This is a genomic window from Aggregatilinea sp. (assembly GCF_036822615.1).
Classification (GTDB): Bacteria; Chloroflexota; Anaerolineae; order Aggregatilineales; family Aggregatilineaceae; genus Aggregatilinea.
In genome coordinates, this window is the sequence record NZ_DAISHJ010000012.1 from 1 (window position 1) to 25,045 (window position 25,045).

The 25,045-nt window shown below is 61.9% G+C and carries 21 protein-coding genes and 1 pseudogene; 2 read left to right on the forward strand and 20 right to left on the reverse strand.

Annotation, left to right across the window (positions count from 1 at the left end):
- From V7116_RS06040 to V7116_RS06135, 20 genes and pseudogenes are all read right to left on the reverse strand, one after another.
- Window positions 1-958 (reverse strand): annotated as a pseudogene (locus tag V7116_RS06040) (hypothetical protein); the annotation flags it as partial.
- Window positions 959-996: 38 nt separating this feature from the next.
- A complete protein-coding gene (locus V7116_RS06045; protein ID WP_324390994.1) occupies window positions 997-1,491 on the reverse strand; it encodes a PaaI family thioesterase in 495 nt (164 codons plus the stop codon).
- A gap of 7 nt (window positions 1,492-1,498) precedes the next feature.
- Window positions 1,499-2,506, reverse strand: coding sequence for an LLM class flavin-dependent oxidoreductase (locus V7116_RS06050; RefSeq protein WP_324390995.1), 1,008 nt, complete (start codon window positions 2,504-2,506; stop codon window positions 1,499-1,501).
- Window positions 2,507-2,546: 40 nt separating this feature from the next.
- Window positions 2,547-3,221: a 2-phospho-L-lactate guanylyltransferase gene (gene cofC / locus V7116_RS06055; RefSeq protein ID WP_324390996.1), complete on the reverse strand. Its 675-nt coding sequence runs from the start codon at window positions 3,219-3,221 to the stop codon at window positions 2,547-2,549.
- Window positions 3,218-4,162, reverse strand: coding sequence for a 2-phospho-L-lactate transferase (gene cofD / locus V7116_RS06060; RefSeq protein ID WP_324390997.1), 945 nt, complete (start codon window positions 4,160-4,162; stop codon window positions 3,218-3,220). The genes cofC and cofD overlap by 4 nt, the downstream gene beginning before the upstream one ends.
- Window positions 4,159-4,758 carry a nitroreductase family protein gene (locus V7116_RS06065; RefSeq protein ID WP_324390998.1) on the reverse strand — a complete coding sequence of 200 codons (600 nt, stop codon included), beginning with the start codon at window positions 4,756-4,758 and terminating at the stop codon, window positions 4,159-4,161. The genes cofD and V7116_RS06065 overlap by 4 nt, the downstream gene beginning before the upstream one ends.
- Before the next feature lie 6 nt (window positions 4,759-4,764).
- Window positions 4,765-5,565 (reverse strand): coenzyme F420-0:L-glutamate ligase, encoded by an 801-nt coding sequence (cofE, locus tag V7116_RS06070; protein WP_324390999.1) that lies wholly within the window; start codon window positions 5,563-5,565, stop codon window positions 4,765-4,767.
- 1 nt (window position 5,566) lies between these two features.
- Window positions 5,567-6,217: an NADPH-dependent F420 reductase gene (gene npdG / locus V7116_RS06075; protein WP_349258452.1), complete on the reverse strand. Its 651-nt coding sequence runs from the start codon at window positions 6,215-6,217 to the stop codon at window positions 5,567-5,569.
- 42 nt (window positions 6,218-6,259) lie between these two features.
- Window positions 6,260-7,618, reverse strand: a complete 1,359-nt coding sequence (gene ssnA / locus V7116_RS06080; protein WP_324391001.1) for a putative aminohydrolase SsnA — start codon at window positions 7,616-7,618, stop codon at window positions 6,260-6,262.
- 2 nt (window positions 7,619-7,620) lie between these two features.
- Window positions 7,621-8,283: a hypothetical protein gene (locus V7116_RS06085; RefSeq protein ID WP_324391002.1), complete on the reverse strand. Its 663-nt coding sequence runs from the start codon at window positions 8,281-8,283 to the stop codon at window positions 7,621-7,623.
- A 45-nt stretch (window positions 8,284-8,328) separates the two neighbouring features.
- Window positions 8,329-9,732 carry a PLP-dependent cysteine synthase family protein gene (locus V7116_RS06090; protein ID WP_324391003.1) on the reverse strand — a complete coding sequence of 468 codons (1,404 nt, stop codon included), beginning with the start codon at window positions 9,730-9,732 and terminating at the stop codon, window positions 8,329-8,331.
- Between the two features lie 86 nt (window positions 9,733-9,818).
- Window positions 9,819-10,061: a hypothetical protein gene (locus V7116_RS06095; protein ID WP_324391004.1), complete on the reverse strand. Its 243-nt coding sequence runs from the start codon at window positions 10,059-10,061 to the stop codon at window positions 9,819-9,821.
- A gap of 25 nt (window positions 10,062-10,086) precedes the next feature.
- Window positions 10,087-11,109: a glycosyltransferase family 2 protein gene (locus V7116_RS06100; RefSeq protein ID WP_324391005.1), complete on the reverse strand. Its 1,023-nt coding sequence runs from the start codon at window positions 11,107-11,109 to the stop codon at window positions 10,087-10,089.
- Window positions 11,110-11,189: 80 nt separating this feature from the next.
- The gene (locus V7116_RS06105) at window positions 11,190-12,449 is read right to left on the reverse strand and encodes a threonine synthase (RefSeq protein ID WP_324391006.1); all 1,260 of its coding nucleotides are present in this window, start codon (window positions 12,447-12,449) and stop codon (window positions 11,190-11,192) included.
- 14 nt (window positions 12,450-12,463) lie between these two features.
- A complete protein-coding gene (gene arcC / locus V7116_RS06110) occupies window positions 12,464-13,417 on the reverse strand; it encodes a carbamate kinase (protein ID WP_324391007.1) in 954 nt (317 codons plus the stop codon).
- Window positions 13,418-13,573: 156 nt separating this feature from the next.
- Window positions 13,574-14,554: an ornithine carbamoyltransferase gene (locus V7116_RS06115; RefSeq protein ID WP_324391008.1), complete on the reverse strand. Its 981-nt coding sequence runs from the start codon at window positions 14,552-14,554 to the stop codon at window positions 13,574-13,576.
- 120 nt (window positions 14,555-14,674) lie between these two features.
- A complete protein-coding gene (pyrB, locus tag V7116_RS06120; protein WP_324391009.1) occupies window positions 14,675-15,628 on the reverse strand; it encodes an aspartate carbamoyltransferase in 954 nt (317 codons plus the stop codon).
- 134 nt (window positions 15,629-15,762) lie between these two features.
- Window positions 15,763-17,178: a dihydropyrimidinase gene (hydA, locus tag V7116_RS06125; RefSeq protein ID WP_324391010.1), complete on the reverse strand. Its 1,416-nt coding sequence runs from the start codon at window positions 17,176-17,178 to the stop codon at window positions 15,763-15,765.
- 22 nt (window positions 17,179-17,200) lie between these two features.
- Window positions 17,201-18,559 (reverse strand): 8-oxoguanine deaminase, encoded by a 1,359-nt coding sequence (locus V7116_RS06130; protein ID WP_324391011.1) that lies wholly within the window; start codon window positions 18,557-18,559, stop codon window positions 17,201-17,203.
- Between the two features lie 80 nt (window positions 18,560-18,639).
- On the reverse strand, window positions 18,640-19,536 hold the full coding sequence (locus V7116_RS06135; RefSeq protein ID WP_324391012.1) for a bifunctional 5,10-methylenetetrahydrofolate dehydrogenase/5,10-methenyltetrahydrofolate cyclohydrolase: 897 nt from the start codon (window positions 19,534-19,536) through the stop codon (window positions 18,640-18,642).
- A gap of 340 nt (window positions 19,537-19,876) precedes the next feature.
- On the opposite strand from V7116_RS06135, the gene V7116_RS06140 reads away from it, so the two are divergent.
- Both V7116_RS06140 and gmk read left to right on the forward strand, forming a co-directional pair.
- Window positions 19,877-23,770, forward strand: coding sequence for a PA14 domain-containing protein (locus V7116_RS06140; protein WP_324391013.1), 3,894 nt, complete (start codon window positions 19,877-19,879; stop codon window positions 23,768-23,770).
- A 143-nt stretch (window positions 23,771-23,913) separates the two neighbouring features.
- Window positions 23,914-24,894 (forward strand): guanylate kinase, encoded by a 981-nt coding sequence (gene gmk / locus V7116_RS06145; RefSeq protein ID WP_324391014.1) that lies wholly within the window; start codon window positions 23,914-23,916, stop codon window positions 24,892-24,894.
- Window positions 24,895-25,045 lie beyond the last annotated feature (151 nt).

Genomic DNA, 25,045 nt, shown 5'->3' on the forward strand with positions numbered 1-25,045 from the left:
TCAACATGCGCCGCCGCCACGCCATCCACACGCCCAGCACCAGCCCGGCCAGCGCGAGTTCGGCCAGCAGCGGTGACGTAAACGTGCCCGCGTATTCGCTGCTGCCACTGAGCAGTTCGCACCACATCCGCCCGAAGAAGTCGAGGATCGTGCGGATGCGTTCGGACACCGGCGCGCCCGTATTGTACAGGTGCGACTTGGCCTGCATGCCTGACGCGGACGTCGTCCCCGTCGCAATGAACGTGATCACGGGCTGCACCGCCGCCGCAAACACGGGCAGCGCCAGGGTTGCCGCACGGCGAGGACGGTCACGCCGCCGTACGGGGCACGGAATCCGCACCAGGAGCGCCGCCATCGCCAGCGCGGACAGGATCACTCCTTCGGGCCGGGCCAGCGTCAGCAGGATTCCGGCGCTCACGCCCAGCTTCAGACGGTTTTGCTGCACTGCGTAAAACGTCAGCAGGGCGAAGAACAGCACCAGCGCCGTTTCCATACCGCTCACCGCCGCCCAGATAAAAGGGCCGCTCACGGCATAGGCCAACGCCAGCGCCAGCGCGATCCCGTGCTGCCGTTTGTCGTCCAGCAGCGGATTATCCCGCGCGATGAGATAGACCAACCACGCGCTGCCGAAAAACGCCAACGCGCCAACCGCCACCGCCCACAGCGCCAGCCGCCAGCCCGTGAACCCGATCCAGTAGCCCACCGCCAGCACGCCCGGGTATAGCAGGCTCGTGCCGCCGGAGGTTGCCGGATCGCCGGGGTTATAGATCATGGGGTGGCCCAGGGCCAGTTGACGCGCGTATTGGAAGTGAATATAGGTATCGTCGAGCGGCATCAGCACCGGACTGTCGCTGATCGCAAGGCTTGCGCTCAGGTACAGGATGATTACTGCCCCGACGACAACGCACAGGGCCAGCCATGCGCTGCGCTGCTGCTGACCGGCCCTGGAATCCGTCATGTTCTGCATTCCTGATTACGTGGTGACGCGCCTGGTGCTTACGGATAAACCTGCCAGCCGATGTCCTGATCCTTCATCTCGGCGATCTGCTCGGACGGGATGCTGACCAGCGTCGAGCTAGCTTCGACCGCAACCGTGCCATCCGGCAGCAGCAGTTCCCCGCTCGCCTGCGCGACGCGGCCCCGGTCCTTATCGATACGCCCTCGCACCGTGACTTCCTGATTCAGCGGCACCGAGTGGTGATAGCGCAGGTTCAACGTCGCCGTAAACATGAATCGCGGCTCCGGCGTGTCGTCGGCCAGCAGCGCGCGCCCGATAGTCTCGTCGAGCACGGTTGCGATCAGCCCGCCGTGTACAATGCCGGGATAGCTCTGGTATTCGTCGCCAAACGTCACGCGCGCCATCACCTGTTGGTGACCGTCGTTGAAAAACTTGATCTTCAGCCCGACCGGATTCACCACTCCGCAGACGAAGCACCACCGGGCGCTCGCCTGCTGGCCGTGAAACGAGTCGTGCTCGTGATGATCGCCCATGAGCGCCTTATGCGATGTCGTCCTGTGCGAAGGTATCGATCATCATGCGCACGTCCGGCCCCAGCGGATACAGCACCGGGCACGTGCAGCCCGCCGAGATGTATTCGCGGACCTTCGCGCGCACTTCGTCCGGCGTACCGGACGCGGTGATGAGCTGCACGACCTCGTCGGGAACCAGTTCCATCGCGCGCTCGATCTGTTCTTCGGTCGCAGGCCACGTCAGGACCTGATGGATCTCGTCCAGCACTTCGCTGCTGACGCCGCTGGCCTTCATGATGTGCGGCTGCTGGCCGAGGTACTGCGTGACCAGCTTGCGCGCGCCGTCGAGCGCCTTCTTGCGGTCGCTGTCCACGGAGCACACCACGAGCTGCGGGCGATCGATCTCGTCCACCGTCCGACCCGAAAGTTTCGCGCCTTTTTCCAGGTTTTCGAGCGCCGTCGCGTTGTAGGCGGGTGATACAAGGTAATTGAGCAGCACGCCGTCGCCAATTTCGCCCGCCAGCGCCATCATTTTCATGCCCGTCGCGCCGATGTAAATCGGCACGTTGCGCGGCTCGCGGCGTCCGTGCACGATGTCCAGCTCGATCCCATTCACCTTCACGAACTCGCCGTTGAAAGTCACGTTTTTCATCGCCAGCAGGTCGCGCACCACGGTAATATGCTCGCGCATCGCCAGCAGCGGCTTATCGCGCTTGATGCCCACGTTGGCCGCCAGCGGATCCCACCACGCGCCGATGCCGAGAATCATCCGGTCGGGCGCGAGGTCGTCCAGCGTCAGGAACGTCGCCGCCGTCAACGCCGCGTTGCGCGTCCAGTTATTAACCACGCCGGACCCGATCTTGATGCGCTTGGTCGTCGCGCCATAGGCCGCCATCGGCACGATGGCGTCACGCACGAGGCGGCTTTCCGCCTGCCAGACGGCCTCGAAGCCGCGCGCCTCCGCGTATTGCACATACTCAATTGCGTCGCGCAGCGGATGCGCGTCCTGAAGATAAAGGGCTACTCGTTCGGCCATAAGATTCCTTCCAATCTATGTTGTAAAGCGTCGCAAAGCGCTACTTGCCCGGGTGCGGCTCGTGTTCCAGCGTCCAGCCGTGAGGCTGCGCATGCTCGACCAGCGGCTCCCCCAGGTCTTTGGCCAGTTCATAATAATGGTGCAGATCCTCGGGCGTATCCAGGTCCAACGCCGTGCGCTCCGAATGAAAAACATGGATCGTCGCGCCCGCTTCAGCAGCGTGGCGCTGGTGCACGGCAAAGCTGTCGAAACCGAACGAATACGGGATGAGTCCCGGCGGGCGGACCAGCAGCAAGTTCGTGCCATGCTCGTGACGATCCGGCGCAACCACCACCGTGCCCGGATAGCGTGCCAGCTTGACCATGCCCTCGACGTCTTCCGGCATCAGCAGCGGCAGATCTGCGGGCACGACCAGCACACCGTCCGCGTTCCACACGCGCAGTGCGTGCGTCGCACGGTAGAGCGCGCTGTTCAGTTCCGGGGTGCCGCTTTCTTGCAGCGTCTGCGCGCCAAGATCGCGCGCGATCGACAGCGCTTTCGTATCGCGGCTGATCACCAAAATTCCCTGCACCACCGACAGCGGGTGCAGCAAATGCAGTGTACGGCGCAGCAGTCCTTCGGCCAATAGTTCGCGGTCTTCCGGCGGCAGTTCGCCCGCCAACCGGCTTTTCGCGCGGTTAAACGGCTTTACAGGCACAATCGCCCAAATCGTCATTTGAGAGTGCTCCCTACCCAACTCAATACATCGCGCGCCAAACGTACCTTATCATCGTCGTTCAGCATCAGCGTTTTGGTTTCCAATACTGGAAAGTCTGGTACCGGCCCCGCATCCCTGTCGCTCTCGTCGATCACCAGTCCATCCAACAGCCCATCATAGTACCGCACCAGGCCCTGCGGCGAAATATCCAGACCCATCTCGCGCATCAGTTTTTCGGCAGGCCCCTTGACGGCCTTGCCGCCCACGAAAGGGCTGACCGCCACGCACGGCCCGCGCCGCGCGTGCAGCGCCTCGCGCATCCCCGGCACTTCCAGCAGCGGCGAGATCGACAGCACGGGATTCGACGGGCAGATCACGATCACGTCCGCCTCGTGCAGCGCGGCTTTCGCTTCGGGCGTGATGCGCAGTTGGACGTCGTGCCGGAACCAGATCCGGCGCACGGTGGGCTGCCAGCGCTCGCGCACGAAATATTCCTGGAACGCGAGCGTACCTTTTTCGACGGTATCAACCATCGTCGCTAGCAGATCGTCCGTGACAGGCAGCAGGCGGCATTCCACACCCAGCGCTGCACACAACCGCGCCGTGACTTCCGTCAGCCGCAAGCCCTCGCGCAGCCACATCGTACGCAGCAAATTCGTCGCCACGTCTTTGTCGCCCAGCCCAAACCAGGCGTCCTGACCATAGCGCCCCATCATGTCGATCATCTGGCGCGTGTCACCGTCCAGCCCCCACCCCATCGTGGGATTGGACAGCCCGGCCAGCGTATACATCACGGTATCGAGATCGGGCGACACGTGCAGTCCAAAAACCTCGATGTCGTCCGCCACGTTACCGATCACCGCGAACCGATCCGGCGGCACAATCTTCGACAGTCCGAACGCGAGCTTGGCCCCACCGACACCGCCCGCCAGCGCCACCACGCGAGCCTGATCGTTCAAAACCATAGCACCTTCGCCTCCACTGGCGCGCGCTCCGAGGTTTTCTCCTGCGCCGGGTAGCCCAACGTGATCAATGCCTGTGCTTCCCAATCGCCCGGCAGATCCAGCACATCGCGCACGACGTCCGGGCAGAACAGCGGCGCGCAGATCCAACACGCCCCCAACCCGGCGTCATACGCGGCCAGCAGCAGGTTCTGCACCGCCAGCGCGACACTCTGCGTTGCCATGATCCGTTCCGCACCTGCCCGGCGCTCGTCGGGATAGACGTCCATATCCGTCATGCTCATACAAACTACTATCACCGCCGGAGCGCCGGAAATGCGTTGATACGAGCGTGTAACCTGCCGCTCGATCTGGTCACTGTCCAGCCCATCCGCCGCCAGATCCATACGAAAGCGCTCGCCCATCGCGCGGGCAAGCTGCTCGCGCCGCGCCGGATCGACCAGCACCGCGAAGCGCCACGGCTGGCGATTGTGGGCTGAAGGCGCCCAGCGCGCCGCATCCAGGATGCGCCAAAGTGCCGCGTCGGACACGGTGCGATCCTGGTAGCGTCGCACGGAGCGCCGCCCGCGAATCACATCAATCAGGCTGGACAATATCGCTCAATCCGTTCCACCCGCAGAGGACCGGTACAGGTCCAGTTCCGGCGGACGCACCAGATCGGAAGCACGCCCATCCACATCCGGCAGCGTCAGGCCACGCACCAGCACGACCGGCAGCCCTTCGGCCCCCTGCCCGCTGACCAGTCCCGCCGCCGCCGCGATTTCATCACCAACACCCGTTACAGTAATACGCAAAACGCGCCCAAACAGGTCGGTCTGCCCGCGCATATCGTGCAGTGCGGGGATGCCCGCCACGCCGATCGCCGCGCCCACCGTGCCCTGCCGGAAGGGTCGCCCATGCGAATCGCTGATCACGATGCCCGGCTGAACGCCGGTCAGCGCCCCAAGCCGCGCCCGGATCTCACGCGCCGACCGGTCGGGATCTTCCGGCAGCAGCAACACCCAGTCTTCGCCATCGCCGCTCACGTTCGAGTGGTCGATCCCGGCATTCGCCAGGGTGAAACCCAGCCGGTGCCGCACGATCAGCACATCCGCGCGCATTCGTGAAACTTCACTCGATTCGCGCAGAATCAGCTCGACCAGTCGCGGATCTTTCCGCACCTCTGCGGCAATTTCCTCAGCATGTGCCGAAGGCGTCACCTCCGCCAGATTGAAGAAGCGGCCCTCCGCCTTTGACACCAGCTTAGAGGTAATCACCAGCACATCGGAAGGCAGCAGCGCCAGTTCCGCGCGCGCCAACCCATCTACAATCAACTGTCCGAGATCATCGCCCGGCTGGACCAACGGCAGGTCCGGCAGGCCCGTCAGCGACACCTGCACCAATGGCGATACTGCGCTCACGCTATTCGATCCCCGTGATACGAATCCCTGCTCCCGGCACTTTATAGCGCTTGTTAATGTACAACAGCACCGCCGTCATCGCCTCAACCGCGACCGCGTTCGCCAGCGGCCCGGCATCGATACCGCGCATGCTCGCTGACTCGACAAGGCAGAACACCTGCTCCTTGGCATCGTCATCGTCGCCGCACACCAGCACGTCACTGTCGATCGAATGGTCGATCTTCTTCAGGTGCGAAGCGGAAATGTTCTCGAACGCCGCCACGACCCGTACGCCCTCGCCCAAAAAGGCCTGCGTTGCCAGCGCCGCGGCCTTTTCTTCCGGCACATACACGGTACGCACGTTCGGCGGTTGCAGCGGCACGGTCACGTCCACCACAATCTTGCCTTGCACCGCGTTCTTGACAGTTTCCAATGTCGCCATGTGCGCGCTGTACGGCACCGTGAGCACCACCACATCCGCCGCAGCCGCTGCATCGGCGTTGCCCAGCCCGGTCACGATTTCGGCTCCCAGGGTCGCGTTCATCTCGTCGGCCTTGCCCTGCGCCTTCGCCGCCTCGCGCGAGCCGATAATCACACGATATCCCGCCTGCGCCCAGCGCAGCGCCAACCCCGAGCCTTCTTTACCCGTCCCACCCAGGACGGCGACCGTCATCATCGTTGAGGATTCGCTGACCACGAAGATTTCTCCCGTCGATTAGCCAAGAACTTGCGACACAAAATGGTTATAACGCTCCCATACCGTCGGTGCATAATCAAGCGCAGCGGCAGCAATAGCCGCCTCGTCCAGCGTCAGAAGCTGGCGATCGCGCATCAACACCCGCCCCGCCACGATCGTCGCCGTAACCATCGACGGCTCGAAGCCAAACTGAATGTGCCAGGGCAAATTTCCGGCATGCAGCGGCGTGAACGGCTGGTAGTCTACCAGGATCACATCACCCGCCGCGCCGGGAACGAGCTTCCCGATCGTCTGGCCGGGGAAAAACAGCTCTGCCAGCCGCGCGTTGTTCCACGCGGCTACGTGCGCGATGGCATCACCGGGGGCGCGGCGCGGATCGCGGTTGGCGACCTTGTGCAGCAGGTAAGCCGCTTTCCAGTCCGCCCACATCGTATTGCTGAAGCCATCGTTGCCCAGCACGACCTTGATCCCTTCGGCCAGCATCGTGTCGAAGGCGGACGCGCCCACGGCATTGTTCATATTCGATCGCGGCTGGTGCGACACCCACGTTGCGGTATCGTTGAGGATCGCGCGCTCGCGCTCGTCCACGTGCACCGCGTGCGCGACGATCGTCTTCGGCCCCAGAATGCCCAGTCGTTCCAGGCGCGGCACGACCCGCTCGCCCCACTTGTTCAGGCTGTCTTCTTCGTCCGCTTCGTGCTCAGCAACGTGAATGTGAAAGCCTGTATCCAGCCCTTCGGCGGCGGCAGTACACGCCTCCAACGTCTTGTCTGAAAGCGTCAGCCCGGCGTGCAACCCGAATGTCGCGCCGATCAGAGGGCGGTCCTTTGACGCCTTCAGGAAGCGCACGTTCTCAGCGATCCCGGCCTGCGCTTTCGCCTCGCCGTCGCGATCGGTGACTTCGTAACACAACACGGCGCGCAGCCCGGCCTCGTCTACCGCGTCCGCGATCACGTCCAGGCTGCCATCGATGAAATTCGGGCTGGCGTGATGGTCGATCAGCGTGGTCGTGCCGTGCTTGATCGCGTCCACCAGACACACCAGCGCGCTGAAGCGCACCGATTTTTCGTCGAGCGACTTGTCCAGCGGCCACCACAGCCGCTGCAAAATTTCGGGGAAGTCCTTCGGCGCGGGGCCGGGAATCGCCAGCCCGCGCGAATACGCGCCGTAAAAATGCGTGTGCGCGCAAATATTGCCCGGCATCGCAAGCTGGCCGCGCGCGTCGAGCCGCTCCGCGTCCGGATACTGCGCCTCAAGCTCGGATGACGCGCCCACCGCGCGGATCGTGCCGCCGTCGATCAACACGGCGCCGTTTTCGATAATCGAGTTGGGATCGTCCCAGGTAACAAGTCGAGCGTGGGTAATGAGCAAGGCCATAGCTACCCCTCTATTGGCAGGCTAACCATCATCGGGCCACCACTGGCGCGGATGGCCTCCAGAATTGTCTCCACACTGGCGTGTATCACGTCATCATCGGATGATACTGGCAGCGGGATGCGGTGTTCTTCAGGCGGCCCGGTCGAGGCGATGATGGTGCCCCGGTCGCACTCGATGCGAATCTGCGCGCCGCCGTCGTCGCTGCTGCGTGACGCTTCCCACACCCGCTCGGACCGCACGCCTTGGCGTTCCAAAGCGTTGAAAACCCGGTCCACAAACTGATCGGCGTCACTATACAGATCGTCGATCACTCGCGCTGCTGTGAAACGGTCCCACGTGGTGTAAATGAAACTGATCGCGCGGCGGCTGGGGTTCAGCACCGGCGGATCTTTACGGCGAATCTCGGCCAGCTGGAGCTTGTAGTAGACGGCGTCGGCACGGGGATGAGCCGCTTCCGCCGGGATCAAGTCCCGGCGGCGAACCAGCTCCACCCCCGTGCGTCGTGCGTAGTAGTAAATACCGCCATTCAATTCCTTGAACGCGCGGCTGAGAAAGAAGGCGACGTATTCGGCGTAGATCCCTTTAGGCGTGCGGGCCTGTGGGACGCGATACCAGTGCTCCCGTTGAAGCAGATCCAGATCGCGTTTCCGGTTGATTACCCCCACCAGTACCCGGTCCTCTGGGTACACGCCGGTTGTCCCCTACCCTTGTTAGCCCTGCTGGCTCTGGCGATACTCGCGCAGCTTGGCGTCGATTTCACCAACGCGCGTCTGTTCGGCTTCCCACCACTCGTCGCAGCGCTGGGCTTCGAGTTCATCGACGGTCTTGCCCTGCTGCTCGACCCAGGTGTAGTACTTTAAGTTGTGCCAGCGCTCGCGGTTGTCCGCCGTGCCGTCGAAGACCCAGTCGGTCCGCAGGCCGTGGAACAGGCTGCGCACCCGCGCGATCGCCTCGGTGCGATCCACCACGCCGTACGTCTGGCGCATGGCCTCCATCACGCTCGGGTAACGGTCCATGCCGTCCGTCGCAATCGTCACGACCAGATCGTCCGGGCCAAAACCGTAATGCTTGACGGCCTTGATCGCGCCGAAGATGTTGCAGATGCTGCTGATGCCGAAGCGGTGCGCGAAGATGTCCACCAGCGCCGGGTCGATACCGAAGTCCTCGACCAGCGCCTGACGCCCGCCCTCGTCGGCGAAGATTTGCAGCGCCAGCTTGGTTTCGATGTCGTCGATGCACATCATCGCATCGGTGTTCTTGACGTGGTGAATCCAGGTCACGTGCTTGTCGCCGATGCCCTGGATGTCGTGGCCGCCGTATCCATTCAGCGCCAGCGTCGGGCACTGGATCGGTTCCAGGCCAACGATCTTGTGATCGGGCCATTCCTGCTTGATGCGGTCGCCCGCGGCGATCGTGCCCGCGCTGCCCATCGCCGAGGTGAACGCCGATACCTTGCCGCTGCCGATGCCCTGCGCCGCCAATTCCTTCGCCAGATCGACGATGGTGTTGCCGGTCACGTAGTAGTGGAAGCGGTAGTTGCCCATCTCTTCGAACTGGTTCATGATGCGGATATCGGGATCCGATTCACGCAGCTCGTGGGTCTTGTCGTAGATTTCCTTGACGTTGCTTTCGCAGCCGGGCGTCTTGATGACCTGCGCGCCATAGGCCTCGATCTTGTCGAAGCGCTCCTGGCTCATTTCTTCCGGCAGGATCACGAGGCTGTTGCAGCCCATGCGACCCGCGACGTATGCGCCGCCGATGCCGTAGTTACCCGTCGAAGGCCACACCAGGGTGTGCTTCCATGGATCGACATCACCGAACAGTTCCTTTTCGATCAGCACGGAATAGGTCGCGCCGACCTTGTGGCTCCCCGAGGGGAAGTGCACGCTGGTCAGAACGGCGATCGGGGTATCGACGCCGGTCAGCTCGGGCGGCAGAACCACATACTGGATCTGGTTGTTCATGTCGCGCCAGGAGATGTTGTACAGGTTGATGGAATCCAGCGGATCGGATGTTTTGGCCTCGTGCGCTTTCGCCCGGATCCCAGGATCGATCAGGTTCGGGTGCAGCATCTCTTCAAAAGTCGGGCCGGTAATGAGACGTCGTTCAGACACGTTGATGCTCCTGTAGAGTACTTAAAGCGAACAGCCTGCAGCGGCGGTTCGAATTCGAACGCAATAGTTTGCAGAGTCACTTGCCGCTACAGATCGGCGCTGTCATCATCCAGCAAGATCTGGCGCTCAAGCTCTTTCATCTGGTTATAGGTTTCGTCTCGCTCATAGGCCAGACGCCGGTAGTGGGCGAATTCCTGGTCGGGCATGTTTTCGGTTGCCCCGTTGAACCGCGTCAGCAGCGCATCGATTTCCTCGTCCAGCGCCTCATACTTGAGGACCATCTGCTGGTATGTCTGGATGCGATTCAGATCGTCAGGATTTGGTTGCATACTCCCCGACACAGCACGCTCTCCTCTACGCACCGCTGTCGTGCGCGTCAGGCACGATCACGGCGTGATGTTCGTCGCCCGCCGGAGCATCATCGGAGGCAGAACCGTCAGCAGAGGGATCCCACAGTTCCGACACGATGTACAGCGGGCGATTACGCGTTTCGTCGTAGATCCGGGCGATGTACTGGCCCATGATGAAAAAGAACAAAAGCTGGAACGAACTCAGCAGCAGCAAGACGACCAGCGTCGTCGCCTGCCCCTCGAACACTTCCGTTCCGGCCAGCCGCAAGAAAGCGACCAGCGGCACGGCCAGCACGGCGATCACTGCCAGCACCAGACTGGCATAGATCGCCACCTGGAGCGGGAAGTACGAAAAACCGGTGATGGCATCGAGCGCAAACCGCAGCATCTTCTTGAGCGGGTACTTGGTCTGCCCGGCGAACCGTTCCTGCCGGATGTACTCGACGCCCGTCTGCCGAAAGCCCACCCAGCTCGCCATGCCCCGGATGAAGCGGTTGTGCTCGCGCATGGTGTTCAGCGCTTTCACCACCTGTCGGTCCATCAGGCGAAAATCGCCCGTATCCAGCGGGATCGCCACATCGGTAATGCGGTAGATGATGCGGTAGAAGAAGTGCGCGGTCGTCTTCTTGAACCACGACTCGCCGCGCCGCTCCGACCGCACCGCATACACGACGTGATAGCCCTCGCGCCATTTGTCGATCAGTTGGAGGATCACTTCCGGCGGATCTTGCAGGTCGGCGTCGATGATCACCACCGCATCCCCGCGCGCGTAGTCCATCCCGGCGGTGACGGCGTTCTGGTGACCGAAGTTTCGGGCAAAGTTGACCACACGCACGCGCGCATCACGCTCATGCAGCGCAAACATCAACTCAGCCGAACGATCCCGGCTGCCATCATTGACGAGAACCAGTTCCCACGAATCGGGCTGGCTGTCCATGACCTCGACAATACGCCGGTATAACTCGTCAATGATCGGCTCCTCGTTATAAACGGGAGCAATGATCGAGATTACGGGATTTGTGCTCATCAGCCTCTCGACAAGAGCGCGTTTATGTCATTGTATCCCATCGCACACCACCGCGCGATCCGCTCGTTGAGCCGGATCGTTTAGCGGAACGAGGGCAGTCCCAGTTCTACACGAATTTTCTCGACCTGCTCGATGGACGGCTCGACCGGATAGCCCGCCCCCGCGACGCGCATCGCGCTGCGGATGTCCTTCAGACCGTTGCCGGTCACGATCAGCACCACTTCCTCGTCGGGCGAGATATGCCCCTCGCTCAACGCCTGCTGCACGCCCGCATAGACCGCCGCGCCCGCCGGTTCCGCGAAGACGCCGCTCAGCCGCGCCAGCATGGGAATGCCGTCCAGGATCGCCTGATCGTCCACCGAGACGTACGCGCCGTTCGTATCGCGCACGGCGCGCATCGCCTTCACTGCGTCGCGCGGCAGATCGGCGGAGATGCTGTCGGCCACAGTCGTGGCGCTGATCGGTTCCATCGTCGCCGGGTCCTGGTCATGCTTCCAGGCCTCGTACATCGCCGCGCTGCCCGATGCCTGCACGCCGATCAAACGCGGCATGTGATCGATCCAGCCCAAGTTCAGCAGGTCGCGGAAGCCCTTGTACACGCCGCTGATGATGTTGCCGTCGCCCACGCTGACCACGACCACGTCGGGCGCGCGCCAGCCAAGCTGTTCTGCGATCTCGAACGCAACCGTTTTCTTACCTTCGAGTGTGTACGGGTTCATGCCTGTGTTGCGGTTGTACCAGCCGTACCGTTCGGACGCCTGCACGGCGAGGTCGAATGCCGCGTCATAGTTGCTCTGCACCAGCATGACCTTGGCGCCATAAGTTAGCAGCTGGGCGATTTTCGCTTCCGGCGCAGATGACGGGACGAAGATCACGGCGGGCAGACCCACACTGGCCGACAGCCCCGCCAGGGCAGCCGCCGCGTTGCCGGTGCTGGCCGTGGTCACTACTTCGATGTGGTCGGCCATCGCCCGTGCCACGATCAGCGCGCTGGCGCGGTCCTTCAGCGAGCCGGTCGGGTTGCGACCATCGTCTTTGACCCACACCTGCTTCAGCCCGATTTTGTCCGCAAGGCGCGGCGCGTCGTACAGCGGCGTCCAGCCGACTGCCAGCGGCGGCACCTCGGCATCGGCGGCCAGCGGCACCAGGGCGCGGTAACGCCACAGCGTCGGCTCGTCCATGCCCGAGATCATCGCGGGTGAGATTACACCGTTGATTGCATCGGTATCGTACAGCACATCCAGCGTGCCCATCGGCCCGCAGTCCGGGCAGGTATACTCCACCTCGCCCGGCGCGAACGACCGGCCACAGATCACGCAGCGCAGTTCAGTTACAAACATGCTTCTTGCTCCACCTAGTCGCCCGGCACGATCAACGTGCCGCTTTCGCCGCGCATCGCCCGCGCAATGTTCGCCGGGTCGGTAATAATCGCCTGGGGGCCGCCGTTATCCACGAAGTTCAACACCGCTTCGATCTTCGGCTTCATGCTGCCCGCGGCGAAATGTCCCTCTTCCATATAGCGGCGCGCTTCACCGGCAGTCAGCGTATCCAGCCACTTCTGATCCGGCTTGTTGAAGTTGATCGCCACTTTTTCGACGGCGGTCGAGATCACGAACAGATCCGCCTTCAGTCCGATCGCCAGCAGGCTCGTACCCCGGTCCTTGTCGATCACCGCGTTCACGCCGTGCAGGTTGCCTTCTTCATCCTCGACAACCGGAATGCCGCCGCCGCCCGTGCAGATTACGATGATATCGTTCCGGATCAGCGTATTGATCGCGTCCAGCTCAACGATCCGCATCGGGATAGGCGACGCGACCACACGGCGGTAGCCGCGCCCGGCGTCCTCGACCACGGTCCAGCCTTCCGCCTCGAACTTTTTGCCTTCCTCCTCGGACATGAAACCGCCGATAGGCTTGTTCGGATTCTCGAACGCGGGATCGGCGCGATCCACCAGCGTCTGCGTGATAACCGTCGCCACACCCTTGTGGATGCCCGCCTTGCGCATTTCGTTATCCAGCGCCTGCTGGAGCATATATCCGATCGATCCCTGCGTATCTGCGCCGATGACGTCCATCGGCGTGGTATGTACTTCCGGCGCGGCCAGCTCATTGCGGCGCAGGATGAACCCGACCTGTGGGCCATTGCCGTGTGTAATGACGACACGCCAGCCTTCTTGCAGCATCGCTACGACGTGCTTGACGGTCTCGTACACGGCCTCCCACTGAAACGCCACCTCAGGGTGATGCTTGTCTAAAATAAGTGAGTTACCGCCGATGGCAATGACGGCTGTTTTCATAGATGTGGTCATTTTTCTCCGTCCTTGTAAGGCATCCCAATGCAATTCTAAAGGCTCGTGGAGCTAATGCCTTCAAAAAAGATAAGTCTAGATTGGATAGTAAAGCCGATCACCCTGCCGAGGCTGATCGGCTTCATTTCAATACACGCGTTAGTTACGGTTCACGCACTAGCGCATCGTCAGCGCCATGACCGCCTTCTGAACGTGCAGGCGGTTTTCGGCCTCGTCGTAGACCGCGCTGTGCGGGCCATCGATCACGCCGTCGGTCACTTCGATGTTACGGTCGGCGGGCAGGCAGTGCATGTAGATGGCGTGTTCCTTCGCCATGTCCATGCGGCGCTCATCCGCGATCCAGTCTTTGTACTGGTCACCGATGCGCTTGGATTCTTCCATGTCGGTGGTGGTCATGGTCGCGCCCCAGCTCTTGGGATAGACCACGTCCGCGCCCGCGAAGCCCGCGTCGAAGTTGTCCATAACTTCAAAGCTGCCGCCCGACTTGCGCGCGTTTTCCGCCGCGAGATCCATGATCTCCGGCATCAGTTTGAACTCCGGCGGGCGCGTCAGGCGCACGTTCATGCCGAAGCGCGTCGCCAGCGTGATCAGGCTCTGCGGCACGGAAAGCGGCTTCTGGTAGCTGGAGGCATAGGCCCACGACATGTTCAGCGTCTTGCCGCGCACGTCACGGCCAAAACGCTCGAAGATGGTCATCATGTCGGCCAGCGCCTGGAACGGGTGATACCAGTCGTCCTGCATATTGAGCACCGGCACGCGGCTGGCCTCGGCCACGTCGCGGATGTACTGGTTGCCAACGCCCCAGTCCACCTGGCGGATAGCGATGCCGTCGCAGTAACGCCCGACGATTTCACCGATTTCTTTGGCGGTGTCACCGTGCGAGATCTGCGTGGTGCGGCTTTCGATGAACTGCGCGTGGCCGCCCAGTTGGGCCATGCCCGCCTCGAAGCTGACACGGGTGCGTGTGCTGGAGAAGAAGAACATCATCGCCAGCACCTTGTCGCGCAGCAGCGCGTGCGGCTCGCCCAGGGCGCGCTTGCGCTTCAGGTCGAACGCGACCTCAAAGATCGTATTGACCTCGTCGTCGGTCCATTCATCGGGCGTGATCATGTCGCGCCCAGTCAAGTGTGTCTGCATTGAATTACCTCTCTGCGATGCAGTCTAGCGTTTTGCGCTCGCTAAAAATATAGATGGATCGCACGGGACCGTGACGCTGTGTCCCCGGCCCCGTGATGGTATCAAAAGAACGTGCCGAGATTACTCGACCGCGCCCAGGATCAGGGCCAGCAGTGCCATACGCATCAGCACACCATTGTACGCCTCGACCCAATAACGCTGGTGGCGGGTGGTATCCACGTCCTGCAGCAGTTCGTCCTGGCGCGGCAGCGAGTGCAGCACGATCGCGTCGGACTTCGCCTTTTCGAACAGCAGCTTCTTGGTGACCTGATAGTTCGCAGGCGTGCGCCCCTTGTCGTCGGTCGCTTCCTGGCGCGCCTTGGTATAGTCCGGCTGGACGACCGGTTCCATGTAGATCACGTCCGCCTCGGCGATGACCTGCTCGATGTGCTCCTTGCGCTGGAAGCGGAAGCCCATATCGGTGACTTCCTTCTCGAATTCCGGCAGGAAGTACATTTCGTCGGGCGCAATCACGTAGTTCTGGGTGTCGAACTTGCTCAGCGCGTAGCTGATGCTGTGCATCGTGCGCATGCGCATGTCGCCGATGAGGACCCATTTCAGGCCGTCGAGCGTGCCGCGCTCGCGATAGATGGTCATCATGTCGGTCAAAACCTGAGTCGGATGCTCACCCCACCCGTCGCCGCAGTTGATCACCGGCACACTGGCGTGCACAGCGGCCTCAGCGGGCGCGCCCTGCTGGAAGTGGCGCATGGCGATCACGTCGCCGTAGTATTCCAGCATTTTAACCGTGTCCTGGATGCCTTCCTGATAGAAGTCACCCGCGCGCGTCATCTTGGCGTCAGAGAAGCCCGTCACATGCCCACCCAGGCGGTGCATGGCGGCTTCCGTCGCCAGACGGGTGCGCGTGCTGGGCTGGTAGAACGCCGTCACCAGCGTCTTATGGGCCAGCAGATCCCCGTTGTGGCGGTCACGGGCATAGGGTTCCAGCGTCTTTGCGACTTCGAAAACGCGGAAATACTCATGCCGATCGAAATCTTTGAGCGAGAGAATGTCACGCCCCATAAAACTACGCATTTTTCAGATCTCCTGTTTGTGATGTAATGCGATTGCAAGGCCCCGAAATGGGGCACGGACTATCGGTCAAAACCGCCGCAACCGGCGGGGAACAAATGAGCATACCACACGTTATAAAAGCTGCCATAAGTAAGTTAACCCGCGAGCGGCGTGAACGGTGTGCCGTGCAGGAACTGCCCCCGCCCCGGCTCGCCGTGCAGTTGGCCCTCGTGCACCAGCACGTCTCCCCGGCTGATCACGGTACGCACGCGGCCTTTCACCTTAAAGCCCTCGTATGGCGTGTATCCGGCCACGGTGTGCTGCTCCGCAGCCCGGATCACCACTTCCGGCTCGGGATCGTAGATCATCAGGTCGGCGTCGCTGCCGGGTAGAATCGCGCCTTTACGCGGGTACAAGCCGAAGATGCGGGCCGGTTCGGTAGACATCAGCCGCGCCAGCTCCGGCAAAGCCAGCGGCGTGCCTACATCAACCCGGTATCGTGGCTCCTCGACCGCGTAGGTATACGTCAGTTGGAACGAGGTTTCGAGCCCCGGCAGGCCGCCCGGCGTTTTGGTGAACTCGGTGAACTCCCGCTTCTGGGCCAGTGTATAGTCGCAGTGGTCGGTCACGACGCCGCTCAGAGCGTCGTTCCATTCCAGCAGATCGACCATCCAGTCGCGCGGGCGCAGCGGCGGCTGCAAGATGAACTTTTCCGCGTTGTCGCTGTTGTAGCGACCATCGTTCAGCCAGAAGTACTGCGGGCAGGTTTCGCAGTAGAGTGCGGGACGATTGGCGTCCTGCTTGGCCTCGGCTACCGTGCGGATCGACTCATCGGTCGAACAGTGCACGATATAGATCGCCGCGCCCGCCACTTTCGACAGGTAAATCATGCGCCGGATCGCTTCGACTTCCGCTTCGGGAGGCCGTGCGATACCGTGGCTCACCCACGTCGTGCGTCCGGCTTCCACGAGCCGCGCCGTCGCATCCGACACGATCGAGTCATTCTCGCAGTGGATCATGGCGATCATATCGCGCGGCATGGCGCGGAACGTGTGCAAAAACAGCGCATCGTCCGCGTAGTAGTTCGGACGATAGGTCGTGTAGAGCTTGATGCTCGGTACGCCCATATCGCGCAGTTCCGCCAGCCACGCGCGCGCCTTTTCAGGGTCGTGCGGCAGATCGGTTACCATCATGTGAAACCCGTAGTCGATCAGCGCGGGTTTCGCTTCGTCCAGCCGCGCATCGAGCGCCTGCCGGAACGTCATGCCGGGGAACTGCGTGGCAAAGTCCACCACCGTCGTCACGCCGCCGAATGCGGCGGTCATCGTTCCCACCTGCCAGTCATCCGATGTCTGGTAGATCCCGGTGTCGAGCTGGATATGGGTATGCGGATCGATCAGGCCGGGAAAGACGTAACATCCCGCTGCGTCGATGATTTCGGCGTCCGCCCATCCATCCGCGCCGTGCGCCACGATCCCGGCGATGCGATCGCCGTCAATCAGAACGTCACCCTCAACAACAGCGGTCGAAGTGATCACCTGGCCGCCGCGCACGATCTTGTGCTGTGCCATATGTGCCCTTCCCTACCCGGGCCTAGTCGCCGTTGACCAGCGCCCGCGCGATTGCGTTGTGCCGTTCGACCACGACCGGCAGATCGATCGTTTCCAGAACTCCTTCGCGCACGACGATCCGGCCATTGATGACCGTATACGCCGCGTTCATCGCCGTGCAGAACAGCAGCGCCGCGACCGGATCGTGCAGTGCGCCCGCGAAGGCCGCGCCCCGCACGTCGTACGCCGCGAAGTCGGCAGCCATGCCGGGCTTGAGCGCGCCGATGTCGTCGCGGCCCAGCACGCGCGCGCCGCCCAGCGTTGCGATTTCGAGCGCCTCGCGCGCCGTCAGCGCTTCGGGATCACCCTGCACGCGCTGGAACAACATCGCCTGCCGCGCTTCGTTCAGCAGATGCCCGCTGTCGTTGCTGGCAGAGCCATCCACGCCAAGCCCAACCGGGACGTGATGATCGAGCATCTTGCGTACGGGCGCGATGCCGCTCGCCAGCCGCGCATTGCTCGACGGGCAGTGCGCCACGCCGGTCCCCGTTTGCCCGAACCGGTGGATCGCGTCGTCGGTCAGTTGGACGCAGTGGGCATGCCACACATCGTCCCCCACCCACCCCACGTCCTCGGCATATTCGCCGGGCATCAGGCCGAACTGCTCCAGACTGAACGCCACATCCGGCTTGGTTTCGGCCAGATGCGTATGCAGCCGCACGCCGGGATAACTACGCGCCATCTCCGCCGAGACGCGCATCAGATCCTGCGTCACGGTGAACGGCGAGCACGGCGCAAGCGTGATGCGCAGCATCGAATAGCGCGAGTTGTCGTGATAGGTCTCGATCAGCCGCCGCGAATCGCGCAGGATAAAGTCTTCATCTTCGACCACGCGATCCGGCGGCAAACCGCCCTTGCTTTCGCCCAGACTCATGCTGCCCCGGCTGGCGTGGAAACGCAGCCCGGTCTTCTGCACCCCTTCGATTTCGTCGTCAAGGGTAGAGCCGTTGGGATAGATGTAGAGGTGATCGCTCGCCGTGGTGCAGCCGGAAAGAACCAGCTCCGCCGCAGCAACCTGCGCGCTGATGGTGATGGCTTCGGGCGTCAGGCCCGCCCAGATCGGGTACAGCCCCACCAGCCAGTCGAACAGTTCCTTGTTTTGAACGGAAGGCACAGCGCGCGTGAGCGTTTGCACGAAGTGGTGATGCGTGTTGACCAGCCCTGGAATGATGACGTGACCGCTCAGGTCCAGCACTTCGTCGGCGGTATCCGGCAATTCTGCGGTCGGGCCAACAGCTTCGATCACGTTATCACGGATGAACAGCCCGCCGCCGTAAATCTCACGGCGCGCCTCATCCATCGTGACGAGGACGAGCGCATTTTTAACGAGCAGCGTTGCCATAAAGTCTCTTTCCTGATGGGCGAGAATGTAGGCGTGTGCAAGGCAGTATAGCACACGCCTCAGCCCAGTAAAAAGTCCGTTTAGTGCGCTTCGCTGGTCGCCGGAATCGTCAGTTCCGCGCCTCGCAGAGTGTTTTTCATCAGCATGGCGATCGTCATCGGGCCGACGCCACCGGGCACGGGCGTGATCGCCCCCGCGACCTCTTTGGCCTCATCAAATGCCACATCGCCCACGAGGCGATAGCCGCGCTTGGCACCCGGATCATCCACGCGGTTGGTCCCCACGTCGATCACGATTGCGCCCGGCTTGATCCAGCTACCACGCACCATTTCGGCCCGCCCCACCGCAGACACCAGAATATCCGCCTGGCTGCACACTTCCGGCAGGTTGCGGGTACGGCTGTGACATACGGTCACCGTCGCATTACGCTCGATCAGCAGCAGCGCCGCGGGCATCCCCACGATATTACTGCGGCCCAACACCACCGCGTTCGCGCCTTCAAACACAGCACCCGCTTCTTCCAACAGCACGATGACGCCGTGCGGTGTGCACGGGATAAACAGCGGGTCGCGGCCCTTCATCGCCAGACGGCCGATATTCACCGGCCCGAACCCGTCCACGTCTTTTTCGATGCTGATCTTATTCAGGACCGCTTCTTCATTCAGGTGCTTTGGCATCGGGAGCTGGACCAGAATGCCGTGAACGCGCGGATCGGCGTTCAGTTCGGCCACCAGACCCTCGACCTGCGCCTGGGTTGCGTCGGCGGGCAGTTCATGCCGGAACGACGCGATACCCAGTTCCTCGCACGCCTTGTGCTTCATCCGCACATACGACTGCGATGGCGCGTCATCGCCGACCAGCACCGTCGCCAAACCGGGACGAATGCCATGCGCCGACTGCATCGCGGCCACCTGCGCGGCGACTTCTGCGCGAATGCGGGCCGCAACTGCCGCCCCATCAATTATTGTTGCCGTCATGCCCTCTTTAACCTTTCCCATTTTCGGTAAAATCGGTTTTTTAGGTTCAATAACTACATCCAAGAGCCTACCATGTAGGGGGTAACTTCACCAGTGCAGCCCGGCGCATTTGAGCGCCGTCATTTGTCAATGATTTCCGACAACTCTACTACAAATTTCAACTCCGTATAGGCCAGAGTAATGTACTATTAGAAATGAAGACAGTAGGTCCTGTAATCTGATTTCAAGAGGCATGGCGAGCGCCACTGTCAGCTCGCCTGACGCGCTTATGGCAACGGTCAATATAGAATTACCTGACGACCGCTCCACCCGGAACCTTCATACAGGAGGGGGATTCTAGATGTCCCATCGCAGCGTAAATAGGCGCTCGAACTTTGGCTTATGCGGACGCCCACCCCAGCGCCCGGTTGGGACCCTGGCCGAAGGTCAGGCGCTCATCGAATATGCGTTGATCTTGACCCTGGTCGTCATCTCGCTGGCGGGCGTTCTGGCCCTGACCGGCCCGGCTGTGGGTCAGGTGTTCAGCCACCAGGTCCTTAACCTCCTGGGCGGCGAAACCGATCCGCGCGCCACGCTCAATCCGACGGAATTCTGGGATCAGGTTGGTGCAGTCGCATCGTTCACCCCCCAAAGCGCGAAGATCGCGACCAATACGGCGCGCCCGGCAACATCCACGCCGACATCGGCAGGCGCCGTGGCCGACACGCCCATCCCGACCGACACGCCCATCCCGACCGACACGCCCGTCCCAACAGCAGGGCCCAGCCCGACGCCGACGGCCCAGTCCTATGGCTATCCGTTTGACGACACCGGCGACGACAGTGATCGCTGGGAAACCGGATTCACCGGCCCCGGCGAATTCGCGTATTGGGCCGCTGAGTACTGGAACTATGTCAATTCTGGTTATAACAACGCGGGTAACTGCAACAGCGGTAACTTCAATTCAGCCGGTGCGCAGGCCGACGGAACCGGCGTCTGGCAGACAACATATGCCACGCTCGATTGGACATACTCGGGCAGTCCGGGCGGCGGTGTCGCCGACAATTTCTGCGCTCGCTACAAGACCACGCTGACACTTGATCCGGGCACGTATACATGGCAGATCAGAAAAGATGACGGCGTCCGCATTTGGGTCGGTGGCGTCAAGGTCGTTGACGCTAACCTCCCGAACACGGGCGACGCGGTCACCTGGTCCTGGAGCCCCCTGACGAATACGACCTGGACGCGCGATTTCACGGTGACAACCGGCGGCGATAAGCCGATCGTGATCGAAATGTTCGACAGCGGCGGTGCGGCTGAACTGCACGTCAAGCTGATTGCAGCCGCATCTGACGACGTGGGCACCTGTGCCTGGGAACTCTCGACGGCGTCGTACCACAGCAGCCCCAATGCCTGGAATGACAGCCCGACCGGCAACTACGCCACCGGATCGCGCTGCAATCTGAAGCTGCGCGGCGATATCGACCTGACGACCGCGGCCTCAGCGGAACTCGAATTCTGGGATCGCTTCACCCTGACCGGCGGCACCATCGCGCGCGCCGAGGTTCGTCAGGTGGGCAGCACGACATGGACGCCGTTCACGATCCACAGCGGCGCGGGCACGATGGGATGGTCGCGGCAGGTGATCGACCTGACCAGCTTCCTCGGCCAGCAGATCGAACTGAGGTTCGTGCTCGATGCGACCTCCGCGACGTCGGCGGCAGATGGCTGGGTCATCGACGACATTGGCGTCCACACCGCGAATGCCAACTACTACACCGTCGGCTTCTACGACAACATGGAAGGGGCCTCGCACTGGTACGCAGGCGGCACGTGGGCGCTGAGCAGCGAATCGGCCCATCAGGGCGCGCAAGCCTGGAGCGACAGTCCCGGCACGAACTACACCCATGGAAGTAACTCGGTGCTTGAGTTGGACGGCATCGTCAAGCTCAGCATGAACCCCGAAGTGACTGATCCTGAGCTGAGCTTCTGGCAGCACTATGCTCTGGGCGCTGGCGACTCGATCCGGGTTGAAGTCTCAACCGATCACCAGAGCTGGACTACGCTTGGCTCGGTGCTGGCAACGGCAACGACCAACACCGGCTGGGCGGAAAAAGTTCTGCCGCTGTCAGCCTACGCAGGCCAGGATATCTACATCCGCTTCCGTCTGGACGCCACGACCGACTCTTCGGTTGGCAATGGCTGGTGGATTGACGACGTTTCCATCCGTGCGCCGGTGAACACATCCTGGGCGCTTGGCAGCTGCGATAACGTCGAAAGCGCCGCGACGTACTGGGTCGCCAACGGCACCTGGGGCATCGTCAACGGCACGGATACAAACAGCGGGACCGGCTACTCGATCCAGGCGCACAGCGGCTCGGCCTACTGGTCGGACAGCCCCGGCGCGAGCTACACCCAGGCGGGTGACGACGCGCTGCAAATGCTGCCGTGGCTCTCTCTGCCCACCGGGACGGTTAATCCCGAGCTGATCTTCTGGCACCAGTGGGATCTCGGCACAAACGACTACATCGCGGTTGACGTCATGCGCGAAAGCACCAGCAGCTGGACCGAAGTCTGGCGCATGAGCTACGGCTCGATGCCGCCGAAGTACAGCACCGTCGACACAAACTTCAACAGCGCGCTTTCGTGGCAGCGTGAAACCGTCAGCCTGAACAGCTTTATCAGCGACACAGATCGCATCAAGGTCCGGTTCCGCCGCTACAGCGACAACACGAATACCCTTGGTGACGGTTGGTGGATCGATGACGTGTGCTTCGACCAGCACACCGACACAACCCGCACCGTGCCCTTCTCCGACGCGATGAATTCGGCGGTGAACTGGTACGCAGGCGGCACGTGGCGGGCCTCGACCGAACAGTCGCACGACGGCGTCGCCTTCAGCGACAGCCCCAGCACGACCTACAACAAGCGGGCCAATGCCATTCTTGAACTCCGGCACGTGATCGACCTGACCGGAACCACATGGCCGACCCTGTACTACTGGGATCGCCACGACCTGGGTACGAACGACGTCCTGAAAGTGGAAATCAGCGTTCTGGATGCTGCGACAAACACATGGGGCAACTGGTTCGAAGTAGACGCGTCTGCGCCGTCACCGCAACCCGATGCGTGGACGCGTACCGGCACAACCGTCTCCTGGAACCGTCACCAGGGCAACCTGAACGCCTACGCGGGCCAGAAGATCCGCCTGCGCTTCCGCCTGCGTGAGATCGCATCCAGCAGTCCTTCGACCGAGGTCGGTGACGGGTGGTGGATCGATCAGGTGTCTATCGTGGAGCGCTACAACCACGAGACGATCTTCCCCAACACCTTCAGCGATACCGCCGACCTGACGAACAGTTGGTGGGTGATGGACGGCGACTGGTACCGTATCCCCGGCGGTTCGGCGGGCACCTATACCAACATCGGCAGCGGCTCTGGACTCGGCGCGGGCACCTGGACGGGTGAGTACTACCGCGACACCAACCAGAATGCAGCGTTCGACGACGGTGAATACCGCGGCACAGCCCAGATCGACAGCATCGACAGCTACGTCTCCAGCAGTTCGCTGTGTTCACCTGCCAAATGGACTACAAGCGGCCATCCTTGTGATGTCGGGATCGGCAACAGCGAAAATGAATACTTCCTCGCCCGGTGGACACGCACCATCACGGTATCCCAGGCGACGACCTACCGGCTCCAGCTCCAGTCGGACGACGGGCTGCGGGTCTTCGTAGATGGCAATCAGGTCTACAGCTACTGGAGCGGGCGCAGCTTCAACACGACACCTGACACTGCGCAGTTCTCGGTGTCACCCGGCTCGCACGTCATCGTGATCGAATACTCCGAGCAAACGGGCAGCGCCCAGGTCAAGGTCGATTTCGAACTCTACTCCGGCGGTGGCGTCTACGCGGACAGCCCGGTAGCGAACTACCTGCACAACAGCAACGCCTCGATGACGCTCGAAGGAATGATCGATCTGACGGGCCTCAGCAACCCGGCGCTCCGCTTCAGCGAGCTTCGCTATCGCGGCAACGGCGACACGTTCTACATCGAAGTCTCAACCGATGGCGGCTATACCTGGACGAGTATCAGGAGTTACACCAACAGCCAGACCACCTGGACGACGCGAACGCAGTCACTGTCTGCCTACATAAATCAGCGGATCAACATTCGCTTCCGCATCGATGCCCGCAGCGACACAGCGGTAGCCGACGGGTGGTATCTCGATAGCATCCAGATCGTCAATCCCTAGCGCAACGTAGTATCCGTATACGTCAGGAGCGGGTCACCCAGGTGGCCCGCTTTTTTTGCGTTTTTGCGTGGATAGAACCGCCCGCGCATGGTAAAATTGACGCACTTCTGGCTTCGGAACGGGAATAAGCTGAAAGGTACTACATGTCCCACGACGGGATTGTTTTTGTTCTGGTCGGCCCGTCTGGTGCTGGCAAGAATACGCTGATACGGCGAATTCAAGGGAAGTTCGAAAACCTGCAGCAGCTTGCGACCATGACCACCCGCCCAATGCGCCCCACCGAAAAACAGGGCCGCGAACACTGGTTTGTCTCACACGCCGAATTCGAAACCCTGATCGAACAAGACGCCCTGCTGGAATGGCAGCGCGTGCACATGAACGATCTCTACGGAGCGCCCCGTAAATCCGTAGAAGACGCAATTGCCGATGGACGAGACCTCATCGCGGATATCGAATTCCTGGGTGCGGGCAAAATTCAGGAGCTGTACGCAGATCAAGCCGTGTTCGTTTTCATCACGCCTTCGCGCCTCGATATCCTTGCAGAGCGCATCGAACAGCGCGGCAAGACCCCGCCAGATGAGATTGCCAACCGCCTGGAACGGGCCAAGTTCGAAATGACCTTCGTGCCGCGCTGCCACTATCTGGTCATCAATGACGAGATCGAGCAGGCTACCGCGAATCTAGCACACATTATCACATCCGAACGCTACCGGCGGCGCGGCGAAGGCAGCGCGAACGCGCTCCTCCCCCACGATACGTTCCACACGTCGGTTCTGCCGCTCATCCGCAGTGACGGACACCTGCTCGCTCGCAAAGAGGACGGCCTCTTTACCATCCCCTGTTATGTGGCGCATGATGCCTTCCAACCGCCGCACGACCTGCTTTACGAGCAGCTTCAAGCCGATCTCGGTCAGGAAGTCCGTGTCGAGTCGCACATGGATTCCCGCTTCGATTTCGTTGCGCCCAACCACGTCACGATCGGGCACATTGGTTCCGACAAGACGATCAGTTTCTACTATCGCTGCGCGCTGACCGCCCCACTCACCCCGCCGGAGGGCTGGGCATGGTGCACACCCGAAGATCTGGCGCTATCCACGCCGCTGGGCGATCTGATCGCCATGTAGCAGTTCTACCGAAACACCTCCAATGCCTCCGCCTGACGGCGGGGGCATTTTTGATTACACGCACGTAACGTGTTTGTGTGGATGTTGTCAAGGTCGTTGAAATGTCTTGACTTTTGCGTGGGGCGCTTCTCAGAATACGGTAGAATCAGGT

Bases quoted from the DNA above. Each gene is read 5' to 3' on its own strand.
- V7116_RS06045 (WP_324390994.1), bottom strand. From the start codon at position 1,491: ATGGGCGATCATCACGAGCACGACTCGTTTCACGGCCAGCAGGCGAGC.
- V7116_RS06050 (WP_324390995.1), bottom strand. From the start codon at position 2,506: ATGGCCGAACGAGTAGCCCTTTATCTTCAGGACGCGCATCCGCTGCGC.
- cofC (WP_324390996.1), bottom strand. From the start codon at position 3,221: ATGACGATTTGGGCGATTGTGCCTGTAAAGCCGTTTAACCGCGCGAAA.
- npdG (WP_349258452.1), bottom strand. From the start codon at position 6,217: ATGACGGTCGCCGTCCTGGGTGGGACGGGTAAAGAAGGCTCGGGGTTG.
- ssnA (WP_324391001.1), bottom strand. From the start codon at position 7,618: ATGGCCTTGCTCATTACCCACGCTCGACTTGTTACCTGGGACGATCCC.
- V7116_RS06095 (WP_324391004.1), bottom strand. From the start codon at position 10,061: ATGCAACCAAATCCTGACGATCTGAATCGCATCCAGACATACCAGCAG.
- V7116_RS06100 (WP_324391005.1), bottom strand. From the start codon at position 11,109: ATGAGCACAAATCCCGTAATCTCGATCATTGCTCCCGTTTATAACGAG.
- V7116_RS06105 (WP_324391006.1), bottom strand. From the start codon at position 12,449: ATGTTTGTAACTGAACTGCGCTGCGTGATCTGTGGCCGGTCGTTCGCG.
- arcC (WP_324391007.1), bottom strand. From the start codon at position 13,417: ATGACCACATCTATGAAAACAGCCGTCATTGCCATCGGCGGTAACTCA.
- V7116_RS06115 (WP_324391008.1), bottom strand. From the start codon at position 14,554: ATGCAGACACACTTGACTGGGCGCGACATGATCACGCCCGATGAATGG.
- pyrB (WP_324391009.1), bottom strand. From the start codon at position 15,628: ATGCGTAGTTTTATGGGGCGTGACATTCTCTCGCTCAAAGATTTCGAT.
- hydA (WP_324391010.1), bottom strand. From the start codon at position 17,178: ATGGCACAGCACAAGATCGTGCGCGGCGGCCAGGTGATCACTTCGACC.
- V7116_RS06130 (WP_324391011.1), bottom strand. From the start codon at position 18,559: ATGGCAACGCTGCTCGTTAAAAATGCGCTCGTCCTCGTCACGATGGAT.
- V7116_RS06135 (WP_324391012.1), bottom strand. From the start codon at position 19,536: ATGACGGCAACAATAATTGATGGGGCGGCAGTTGCGGCCCGCATTCGC.
- V7116_RS06140 (WP_324391013.1), top strand. From the start codon at position 19,877: ATGTCCCATCGCAGCGTAAATAGGCGCTCGAACTTTGGCTTATGCGGA.
- gmk (WP_324391014.1), top strand. From the start codon at position 23,914: ATGTCCCACGACGGGATTGTTTTTGTTCTGGTCGGCCCGTCTGGTGCT.